The organism is Chrysanthemum yellows phytoplasma, assembly GCF_000803325.1.
GTDB classification, from domain to species: domain Bacteria; phylum Bacillota_I; class Bacilli_A; order Acholeplasmatales; family Acholeplasmataceae; genus Phytoplasma; species Phytoplasma asteris.
The window spans coordinates 1-9,259 of sequence record NZ_JSWH01000167.1; the positions used below are offsets into that span (position 1 = coordinate 1).

Sequence of the window (9,259 nt, forward strand, 5' to 3'; positions counted from 1 at the left end):
TATTACAACAAAATCGCATCAAAGCTTTATGTTTACAAGAAAAATATTTTTGCGGTCATCGTAAAATCACTGATTTATACCAAAAAACTTTTAACGAAAACATTACCAAGAAAAAAATTTATAACATTATGAGAAAAAACGACATTAGTTGTCGTTTAAGAATCAAAAAACATTTTACTTATCGCAATTTAAAAAATAATCTTCAAGTGATTCCTAATTTAATCAATCAAAATTTTAATTCAACCAACCCCCTCCAAAAACTCTTTACTGATATCACTTATTTCAAAACTAATCAAGGTTTTTTATATTTTTCTTGCATCATAGACTCTTTTAACAACCAAATTATTGCTTCTCACACTTCAAACCACCAAAATAAAGATTTAGTTTTAAATACTATTAAAAAATTACCGAAAATTAGTAATCCTTGTATTATTCACTCCGATCAAGGAACAGTTTATCAATCATTAAAAATTCAACAAACTTTAACAAAAAAAGGTTTTTTAATTAGCATGTCAAGAAAAGCTACTCCTCGTGATAACGCTGTCATTGAAAACTTTTTCGGCCAAATGAAAACTATCTTACAACATCAACATCCTTTTTTATTTCAAAAATCACCTGAAAAAGTTAAAAAAATAATCAATCATTTTCCAAAATTTTGGAATAATAAGTGGATTTTAAGTAAATTAAACCATTCAACTCCATTTCAATATTCTAAAAATCTGAGATAAATTTTTAATTGCATTAACATATAAAATAATATAACCTTGAAAAAGGTTACTTTAGTGCGCCTTTTTTAAAGAAAAATGTTAAATTTATATCAAATATCATTTTCTTTTCATTTTGTTGACGACTTTTTCACTTTTTTTACCTAACTAGATAGTGTAAAGATAAAATATTTAAAAAAATATCTTTTGAAACTAAAGAATTATCAAAAAAAATTTAGACACTTTTTTTAATTCAACAAAATATTTCCTTAGTTTGAAAAGATATGAAATTATCAACTTATTTTTTAGCCTTAAAGAACAATTTTAAAATGAAAAATTGTATTAAAAAACGGAACACTTCATAATGAACCTTATAATGCAAAAGATAATGAACAAGAACAAGAAACTATATTTTCACGAGGCATAAAATTGTTAAAAAGAGGATTTGATTATTTAACATCAAACGAAGAACAACCCCAATCACAGACAACACCACAAGCATCACAACCCAATTCTGCTTCTGTTTCTACTTCTCCAAACACAATAACAGCTTCTAATTCTCCTCTTTCACAAGCACAACCACAAGACCAAAACACAAACACAAATCCTAATGACAACACTACTACAAAAAGCAATTTATTTCCTCTCAAAAATGAAGTAAAAAATTTAGATCAAATATTAAAAGATCTAGATAGCCTTAATTTAAAATTATTAGATTTTAATAGACATTCTTATGATCTACAAAAACGCTTTGAACAAATTAGCGAACAATTTGACCTAAATGCTCAAAACAAAGATACTAATTTATCATTATATAACCAATACTCAAATTTAAAACAAGATACAACTGTTTTTTTAGAACAAAATTTTTATCTTTTAGAAACTAAAATTACTAATCTAAATAAGGAAAAAATAGGATCATTAGATAAGTTAGTACAGCGCATATTTATAAAACAAGAAGAAATACAAACTAATTATCAAAATAAATATTCTCAATTATCACAAGAAGATAAGAATAATTTACAAAACCGCTGGAATCTAGAAACAATTAATAAAGAACTTGATTTTAAAGCTTTATTAGAACATTTATTTAAATTTGATACTAAAATACAAATTAAAAAAGATCACAACGAACAAATACAAACCACAAATACTACCTTATCTCAAAAAGGTAAAGATAAAATAGGATTATTAAACAAGTATTTCTACAAGATAATTTAGCTAAACTAAACCAAGAAATGAAAAATTTAAATAACGGATTGAATTCCATTATCACAGATTCTATTCCACTTTATTTTAAAGATTTTATTTCTTTACAAGATGACACTAAAGAATTTTTATCCAATGTTAAAGGAGCTAAAGAAACTAAAAAAGAACTTAAAGAATTATTCCATTTTTTTAAAAACCCTAGACAATACCAAGATATGGGAATTAAAGTTCCTAAAGGTTATTTATTCTACGGTCACCCAGGAACTGGTAAAACTTTTTTAGCTAAAGAATTATCTAAAGAAGCAGGAGTAAAATTCTTATATAGGAGTGGTTCTGAATTCCAACAAGACAAATATATAGGAACAGGCGTAAATAAAGTAATGGAATTATTCAAAGAAGCAAAAGAATCTAACCAACCATGTATTATTTTTATTGATGAAATAGATGCAGTAGGTGCCAAAAGGTCAGATGACGGCAGTAAGGGAGGTTCTGGGGCTTATGATAAAACACTTAATCAATTATTAACAGAACTAGATGGTTTTAATTCCAAAGATAGAGACCCTTCTAAACCAATTTTAGTTATTGGAGCAACTAACCGCCCTGATGTACTAGATAAAGCTTTGTTAAGACCTGAAAGATTAGAAAGGAAACTTAAATTAGATTTGCCTAAACCTGAAGAGTTAGAAGAATTTTTAGACTTTTTTGTCAAAGATCAAGAATTACACAATGATATAAAAGATCAAAATGGCAAACTAAAACCCCAAATTTTAAAAGATTTAAGTCAAAAATGTTATGATAATAAATTCAGCCCTGTTCAATTAAAGCTTTAGTTTCTGAAAGTGCTTTAGCAGCTATGAGACAAAATCATTCCTATTTAACTGCTGATAATCTAGAACAAGGTTTTCAAAGAGTTTTACAAGATGCCAATAAAAATCAACTTTTACCAACCAAAACTAACCCTGCATTTAATTTAAGTTTATTAATCAAAGTGTCATGTGCTTTGGTAGCATTTACAATAGTTATGTTTGTTTTAATATATTATTTTAAAAAATACTTGAAAAACAAAAGATTACGAGGCTTTTTATGAATAAAATAATAAATAAAATCATTAAATGGAGTTGTATTACTGTCATTTTAGCATTAGTTTTATTTTTATCAATTAAAGAAATTAATCACCAATGGTTTAATAAAGACAATAAAAAAGAATATATGCCATTTGTTTTAATTGACAAAGTGACTAAAGATAATTACGAAGATATCGAAAAAATTAAAATTATTAATTTAGGACATAGTTCCTTTAAACAAAGTACTATTCATAAAATAGAAGTCTATTATAAAAATGAAGATGTTGCTTATGCTTATATGGATGATATTATGTATCGCACTTTGCAAGATAAATTACTAGAAGAAAGTAAAAAAATCTATAAAGAAGACGGCGAAGAAGTTTTTGAAGATAAAAAACCTAAAAATCATTTAATGACTAATTCCCAAGAATATTTAACCAACGGTTTATCTAATACTTTTGGTATTTTAAGTATTTTTTCATCAGCTTTATGGATGTTTTATATTTTTAATAATTTCTTATTACAAAAAAGAGCTGGTTCTAAAAACAACAAAACTTCCTCTATGAAACAAAAAAGCAAATTAACTTTCCAAGACGTTGCGGGAAACCAATAACCTAAAGAAGAAATGAAAGAATTAGTTGATTTCTTAAAAAATCCTAAAAAATATATCACTTTAGGAGCACGAATCCCACGAGGAGTTTTATTAGAAGGTCCTCCGGGAACAGGTAAAACCTTACTTGCAAAAGCTCTTGCAGGAGAAGCAGGAGTGCCATTTTATTCAGCATCTGGCTCCGAATTTGTTGAAATGTATGTAGGAGTTGGAGCAGCACGCTTAAGAAAATTATTTAAAGAAGCACAAAATAATGCTCCTTGTATCGTTTTTATCGATAAAATAGATGCTTTAGGAGGAAAAAGAAGTAATTCAGGAGAAGGAGGAAATTCCGAAAAAGACCAAACACTTAACCAATTACTTACTGAAATGGACGGTTTTAACCAAAATAGAGGAGTAATTGTAGTAGCTGCAACTAATAGAGCTGATACTCTAGATCCTGCTTTGCTTCGCCCTGGACGTTTTGATAGAACTATTCAAGTATATCCTTCCTGATGTAAAAGCTAGAGAAGCAATCTTAAAAATTCATGCTCGTAACAAAAAAATAGACCCTTTAGTGGATTTTAGCCATTTAGCTAAAAGAACTCCAGGAATGAATGGAGCCCAACTTGCAGCTGTTCTTAATGAAGCCTCTCTTTTAGCAGCCAAAAACCAAAAAGCTTTTATTACTATGGATGAATTAGAAGAGTCAGTTGAAAAAGTTTATATGGGACCTGCCAAAAAATCTTTAGTTATTCATGAAATAGAAAGAAAAATGACAGCTTACCACGAAGCAGGACACGCCGTAATTGTAATGAAGCACCCTCATAGTTCTGAAAAAGTAAGAACCCTCACTATTACTCCAAGAGGAGGCGCTCTAGGTTATATGTGGCCTACATCTGATAAAGAATATTTTTGCAATACCGAAAAACAACTCACCTATAACATCGTTGTTGCCTTAGGTGGAGCAGCCGCTGAAGAACTCTTTTCTAAAGCTAGAACTAATGGAGTGTATTCCGATCTTAAACAAGCTACTCGCACTGCTTTTGGGATGGTGGCTTATTCAGGAATTAGTCCTTTAGGATATATTAACTTTGAAAAATGTTCCGAACAAACTCGTTATCAAGTAGACCAAGAAATTAAAAAAATAGTAGATGAATGCTACAAACAAGCTAAAAACATTTTAGAAAAAAATAAAGTATTAGTAGAAAAAATAACCCAAGCTTTATTAGATAAAGATACTTTAATTCAAAAAGAAATTTATGCTTTAGATGAGACACAACAACCAAAAGCACAAAAAGAAAATTCTGAAAAAACTAAAACCAAAGTAGGTAATAAACCTAACAAAAATAAATTAGCTACTGTAAAAAAATAAATTAAAATCGTTTACACACATTAATTACAATCAAACAAATCGTAAAGAGGCTTTTTAAAGTCTCTTTTTTTATTAATCCCAAATGATTTATAATTTTGTTATAATTGAAGTATCAAACCCTCAAAAACTAAAGCAATAAGGAAAGCAAGGATAAAAAATTGATAGCTGAAATAATTATAGATATAAAAACTACATATCAAGGAATTAACAAACCTTTTGATTATTTGGTACCACCCCATTTTGAAAAGATAATCAAAAAAGCAATGAGAGTTGTAGTTCCTTTTGGTAATGCTAATTCGCAACGCTTAGGCTATATTATCAATTTAAAAGAAAATAGCAAGTTCAATAAGAACTTAAAAGAAATAATAACTATTTTAGATGAAACTCCTTATTTTGATCAAGAATTTTTTTTATTATCCCAAGAAATGTTAAAAACTCCTTTCATTATTAAAGCCTTAGTTTATGAAACTATTTTCCCCAAAGAATTTGTAAAATCTTTTTTAAAAGAAATTAAAATTATAAATAAGGAGTTATTTCCTGAAAATCTCAAAGTTTTTTTCGCAAACAAAAAGGAACTTTTTTTAAATCCCAAAAACAAATCGCAAGAAAAACTATTAGAACATTTTACAAAACTATCTAAGAAAAAAATTGTCATAATCAAAGATATTTTACAACTCAAAGAAAAAAACACTGAAAAAAAAATATGCATTTACCACCTTAATCCGCAATTAAGTGAACAAAAAGATATAAAATTAACACCCAAGCAAAAAGATTTTATTGCAAAATTAAAAGAATTAAAACAATTAAAACCTTTAAAACCTTTAAAAATGTTAGATAAAACAAGCTCAAATGAAATCAAACATAGCAAACCAAAAATAAAAACTCAAGAAATCACAAGAAAAAAAGCCTTAGAATTGACTTCAAACAGCATTATTCAATCCTTAATCCGCAAAAAGATTCTTTTACAAACAGAACAAAAAATAAGTATAGTTCTAAATCACAACTTTGATTTACTTGCAGAAGACAAAAAAATAATTTTGAATGAAGAACAACAACAAATAGCACAAAAAATAAATCTTAACTACCACAAAACTTATCTTTTATACGGAAAAACAGGCTCAGGCAAAACTGAAATTTATCTCCATTTAATTACCAAAGTTCTCAATCAAAATAAACAAGTTTTATTATTGGTACCTGAAGTAATGTTAATAGCTCCTTTAATGCAACGCCTCCAAGCCAAATTCACAAACAAAAATATAGCTATTTTACACAGTTATTTAAGCCCCAAAGAACATTTAGACCAATTTTTAAAAATCAAAGAACAACAAGCCTGCATTGTTTTAGGCACTCGTAGTGCTATTTTTGCTCCTTTAAATAATTTAGGAATTGTCATCATTGACGAAGAACACGACGAGGCTTTAATAGAAAAAGAGCGCGCCACTTATGATGCAAGAACCTTGGCACAAATAAGGGCTAAATACCACAAAATTCCTTTAATTTTAGGAAGCGCTACTCCTTCTTTGGAAAGTCATTATCAAGTTTTACAACAAAATTATCAACTTTTAAGCCTTACCAAAAGAGCTTTAATTGATGCTTTACCTACCATCGAACTTGTAGACATGAAAGAAGAATTAAAAAAAGGCAATTTAGAACCTTTTTCCCAAACCCTCAAACATGCATTAAGGGAAGTTCTAGCCAAACAACAACAAGCCATTTTATTTATCAACACTAAAGGTTTTGCACCATTTGTTTTATGTCGTTTTTGCGGCTTTGTCCCCAAATGCCATAAATGCAACAATAGCCTTACTTTTTATCAAAAACAAGAACTATTAAAATGTAGTCATTGCAACTATAAAGAGCAATTTACACCAAAATGCATGCGCTGCTCCAAAGAACAAATAAAAGAAGTAGGCGTTGGTATCGAATACATCGAAGCTTATCTCCAAAAAGAATTTTTGCAAGCAAGACTTATCAAATTTGATTCAGATACTATCACAAAAATTAGTCAATACGAAAAATTATGGAACGATTTTAATCAAGAAAAAGCAGATATTTTGTTAGGAACTCAAATGATTGCCAAAGGACTTGACTTTCACAAAGTTACTTTAGTAGGTATTTTAATGGCAGATTCTTTACTCAAAATTCCTAGTTTTAAAGGCTCAGAAAAAACCTTTCAATTACTCATTCAAGCAGCAGGACGTTGTGGCAGAAAAGAACAAGGCAAAGTAATTGTGCAAAGCTATAATATAGACCATTTTGCAATTAATGCGGCAGTCAAATATGAAGAAAAGGAGTTTTTGAGACAACTTTTAGAAGAAAGAAAAATATCACAAAACCCTCCATTTGGATACCTGAGCCAAATTTTAATCTCTCATAAAGATTTTAAAAAAACTTTTGATATTGCTTACCGCATCAAAGCAGTATTGGCCAATCGCTTTTCACACAAAATAACTGTTTTAGGTCCTGTTTTATCACTTATTCCTAAAAAAAATAACCGTTATCGCTGTTTATTGACACTAAAATATAGCATTTGGCCTTTGGATCTAGATTTTATTTTGGAAAACAACATTCACCAAGATGCTTTAATTATTTTTGATAGGTTTGCTAATTTATTGTAAACAAATTATAAAATCCAAAGATAAATTAAAATTGCATGGAGGCAAAAAAGAAACGCCAAACCAAAAGGCAACAATAATAGCAAACAGAAGTTTTTGAAAATAGTCATCAATTTTTTCAATTACCACAAATCACAAAAAAATCACAAAACCAAAAGAAACACCCAAATAAAATTACTATTCTTTTTTATTGCTTTTATTTTCCATTAACAAAAAAATATGTACCACAAAAAGCGAGCAAAAACCAATGAAAAACCAGCAATTATTTTACTTTATAAATTGACATTTTTTATTATTTATGTTAAAATGAAATCAGTTAGTTATTAAAAATATAAATTAAAAGCGAGGTGTTGTTTCAAAAAAATATGGACGATAGTGATAGTATAAAATTGAGCACAATAAAGATCTTTGAAAAAAAGACGTTTGTAGGTAAAAAATCAAATTTAGCAAATAAAAAAATGTGCATTAATGCCAAAAGGTGTTTTTTCTTATGAATCCGATAGTCATATTGATTATTTTAATCGCATTAAATGCTTTTTTTGCAGCTTGCGAAATATCTTTTATTTCTACTAACGAAAGCAAAATTGAATTAGATATCAAAAAGGGCAATAAAAATGCTCTAAGAGTCAAAAAAATCAAAGCCAAACCAACCACTTTTTTATCAGTAATTCAAATTATGATTCACATCATTACTTTTTTTCAAGGAAATATTGTAACATCTTGTTGGCTAAGAGAAACAGAAGGGCATTTTTCATTACATAACATCGGAATTGAGGCTTTAATTATTACCCTTTCTATTATTTTTGGAGAATTAATTCCTAAACGCATAGCAATGCATGCACCTTCCAAAATTGCTTATCTTTTTTCTGGTTCTATTTCCTTAATTGCTTGGTTAATTACGCCTTTGGTTTGGATTTTGACTCAAGTAAGTAATCTTTTTCTTATTGTTTTCGGACTAAATCCTAACAAAAATAGCATACAAGTCTCAGAAGACGAACTACGCTTAATGTTAACTTCAAGTTATCAAAAAGGCATCATTGACAAAGATGAAAATAAAATGATTCAAAATATTTTTGAATTTGATCACACAAACATTTCTGAAGTAATGCGCCACCGCACCGAAGTAGTTGCAATTGATGTTGAAATTACCAAAAAAGAATTAATTAAAACTATCCAAAATGAAAAATACACACGTTTTCCAGTTTATGAAAATAGTATTGATAATATTATAGGCATTTTACATGTTAAAGATATTTTTAATTATTTAATGTCCTCAAACCCAAATAAAATTTTTGATTTGAAAAAATTCATTAGAAAACCTTATTTGGTCCCAGATACAAAAAATACTAATGAATTTTTCCGCGAAATGAAAAAAACCAAAACCCATATGGCAATAGTAATTGACGAATATGGTGGCACAGCTGGAATAATTACTTTTGAGGATTTAATTGAAGAGATCTTAGGTGAAATTTCGGATGAATACGACAACGAAGAGCTAATGATTAAAGAAGTTGCCAAAAATGAATATATTGTTAATGGATTTGCTGATTTAGAAGAGGTCGCAGAAGCAATTAAATTAGAATTTAACACTGAAGATTATGATACTTTAAGTGGTTTTTTAATAGGACAATTGGGAAGATTCCCCAAACCAAATGACAAAAATACCGAAATCATTTACAAGAATTTTAAATTTACAATCTTAG

The 9,259-nt window shown here is 28.3% G+C and carries 9 protein-coding genes; all 9 read left to right on the forward strand.

Annotation, left to right across the window (positions count from 1 at the left end; genetic code table 11):
• Positions 1–728 (forward strand): IS3 family transposase (locus OL66_RS02860; protein ID WP_034172389.1); only part of this gene is annotated, 728 nt, incomplete at its 5' end.
• Between the two features lie 405 nt (positions 729–1,133).
• Positions 1,134–1,925 (forward strand): hypothetical protein, encoded by a 792-nt coding sequence (locus OL66_RS02865; RefSeq protein ID WP_034172390.1) that lies wholly within the window; start codon positions 1,134–1,136, stop codon positions 1,923–1,925.
• A 17-nt stretch (positions 1,926–1,942) separates the two neighbouring features.
• Positions 1,943–2,743, forward strand: a complete 801-nt coding sequence (locus tag OL66_RS02870) for an AAA family ATPase (RefSeq protein ID WP_052177953.1) — start codon at positions 1,943–1,945, stop codon at positions 2,741–2,743.
• A gap of 23 nt (positions 2,744–2,766) precedes the next feature.
• Positions 2,767–3,000: a hypothetical protein gene (locus tag OL66_RS02875; protein ID WP_034172391.1), complete on the forward strand. Its 234-nt coding sequence runs from the start codon at positions 2,767–2,769 to the stop codon at positions 2,998–3,000.
• Complete coding sequence (locus OL66_RS04185) at positions 2,997–3,590, forward strand: hypothetical protein (protein WP_034172392.1); 594 nt, start codon at positions 2,997–2,999, stop codon at positions 3,588–3,590. The genes OL66_RS02875 and OL66_RS04185 overlap by 4 nt, the downstream gene beginning before the upstream one ends.
• 12 nt (positions 3,591–3,602) lie before the next feature.
• Positions 3,603–4,082, forward strand: coding sequence for an AAA family ATPase (locus tag OL66_RS04190; RefSeq protein WP_052177954.1), 480 nt, complete (start codon positions 3,603–3,605; stop codon positions 4,080–4,082).
• Positions 4,051–4,941 carry an ATP-dependent metallopeptidase FtsH/Yme1/Tma family protein gene (locus OL66_RS02885; RefSeq protein WP_238568811.1) on the forward strand — a complete coding sequence of 297 codons (891 nt, stop codon included), beginning with the start codon at positions 4,051–4,053 and terminating at the stop codon, positions 4,939–4,941. The genes OL66_RS04190 and OL66_RS02885 overlap by 32 nt, the downstream gene beginning before the upstream one ends.
• Before the next feature lie 158 nt (positions 4,942–5,099).
• Entirely contained in the window at positions 5,100–7,559 is a 2,460-nt protein-coding gene (priA, locus tag OL66_RS02890; protein ID WP_034172393.1) for a replication restart helicase PriA, read from the forward strand.
• Between the two features lie 487 nt (positions 7,560–8,046).
• Positions 8,047–9,259: hemolysin family protein (locus OL66_RS02895; RefSeq protein WP_034172394.1), on the forward strand; the 1,213-nt coding region annotated here is incomplete at its 3' end.